Here is a 1304-nt window from a genome sequence, read left to right as displayed (position 1 = left end):
GCACTATCCTTGCTTTCTGTACTTGCGGCACTGTCTTTGCTTTCTGTACTTGCGGCACTGTCTCTGCTTTCTTTAGTAGATGTTTGATCGCCTACAGTTGTACTATTAGAACTTATTTCTGAAGTTACCGGCGTTTCTGATGCAGCAAACGCTTGATGATCATTTAGCATATTAAAAGTAAAAGCCCCACCAATAACTGCCGATGCTTTCGAAATATTTTTTTTCATATTGTTGCTATTGTTATTCGCATTTACGTCTTCTTTATCTGTAATTTTTTGACCATTGAATGGTAAACCCATTACTCTAAGTAGTTGAATTTCCTTAATACCAGCTTTAATCCAATTTTTACCTGACTTATACAACCTTACTCTTGCTTTTTCTTCATTAAAACTATCTTTAAACTGTTTGATCTTTTTTGTCATATTTCCCTCCATCATTCAATTGAATCATTTAATTGCAATATTACCCATTAACCCAATTTCTTATGTTTCAATATTATCACCGTTGCTTTATAGAAGCAATTCAAATTAAAAAAAATAATATAATTAATTTATTTTATTATATTTTATAGATTTATAAAATATACAGTACTTTAATTATATTTAATCAGCAGGCATAATCTCCAATTTTCACGATATCTATATAAAGTAAGAATAAAATATGGTTCTGTTGCAAATTAAAAAAATATAGCCAACCACTAATTTATCATGTCAGTGTTTGCTTAACTTGCTAGCATGATGCTAATTTCGTGGCATAGCGAAAATCCGTAGATCTGAAGAGACTTGCGGTCCTTTTTATATAGAGCGTAAATACATTCAATACCTTTTAAATCATTCTTTCCATATTTATACTTTGATTCCTTGTCTTTCTTATCTTTAATATGAAGGTAATATCGTTTCTTTTACATTCATTTTTAATTACCAAATAGTCTACTCCAAAAACTTTTTTAGACTGATTTTCGTTTCTTATATCCTCTTTACTGTAAGTTATTTAAAGAAGAAAGAAGTTCAGTTGATGATTACAAGTTTACCTATGATGAATGAAGTCATCAGTAACCCATTATTGGATAAGTTTATGAAAGATTTAATCGTTCAAATTTTGTCAATGATTTCAGAACAAGAAAGAAATGAAAGTAAACGTCGACAAGCACAAGGGATTCAAGTCGCGAAAGACAAAGGAATATATAAAGGGCGACCTTTACTTTATTCACCGAATGCGAAAGATCCTCAGAAACGTATCATTATCATCGTGTAGTAGAAATGTTAGAAGAATGCCAAGCAATTAGTAAAATTGCGAAAGAGGTT

1 protein-coding gene and 2 pseudogenes are annotated in these 1304 nt (G+C 30.5%); 1 reads left to right on the top strand and 2 read right to left on the bottom strand.

The genetic code is table 11. From position 1 onward, the window contains the following. Together HMPREF2663_RS09445 and HMPREF2663_RS12445 are read right to left on the bottom strand one after the other, a co-directional pair. The coding region (locus tag HMPREF2663_RS09445; protein WP_176746337.1) for a KxYKxGKxW signal peptide domain-containing protein at window positions 1-422 on the bottom strand (422 nt) is incomplete at its 3' end. A 299-nt stretch (window positions 423-721) separates the two neighbouring features. Continuing rightward, a pseudogene (locus HMPREF2663_RS12445) lies at window positions 722-879 on the bottom strand (IS6 family transposase); the annotation flags it as partial. Between the two features lie 90 nt (window positions 880-969). Between HMPREF2663_RS12445 and HMPREF2663_RS09440 the strand changes: the two are divergent. After that, window positions 970-1304: pseudogene (locus HMPREF2663_RS09440) on the top strand (recombinase family protein); the annotation flags it as partial.

The organism is Staphylococcus sp. HMSC077D08, from assembly GCF_001837945.1.
Taxonomy (GTDB): domain Bacteria; phylum Bacillota; class Bacilli; order Staphylococcales; family Staphylococcaceae; genus Staphylococcus; species Staphylococcus epidermidis.
Note: the sequence above shows the minus strand (reverse complement) of the source record. Positions and strands in the feature narration are given on the sequence as shown.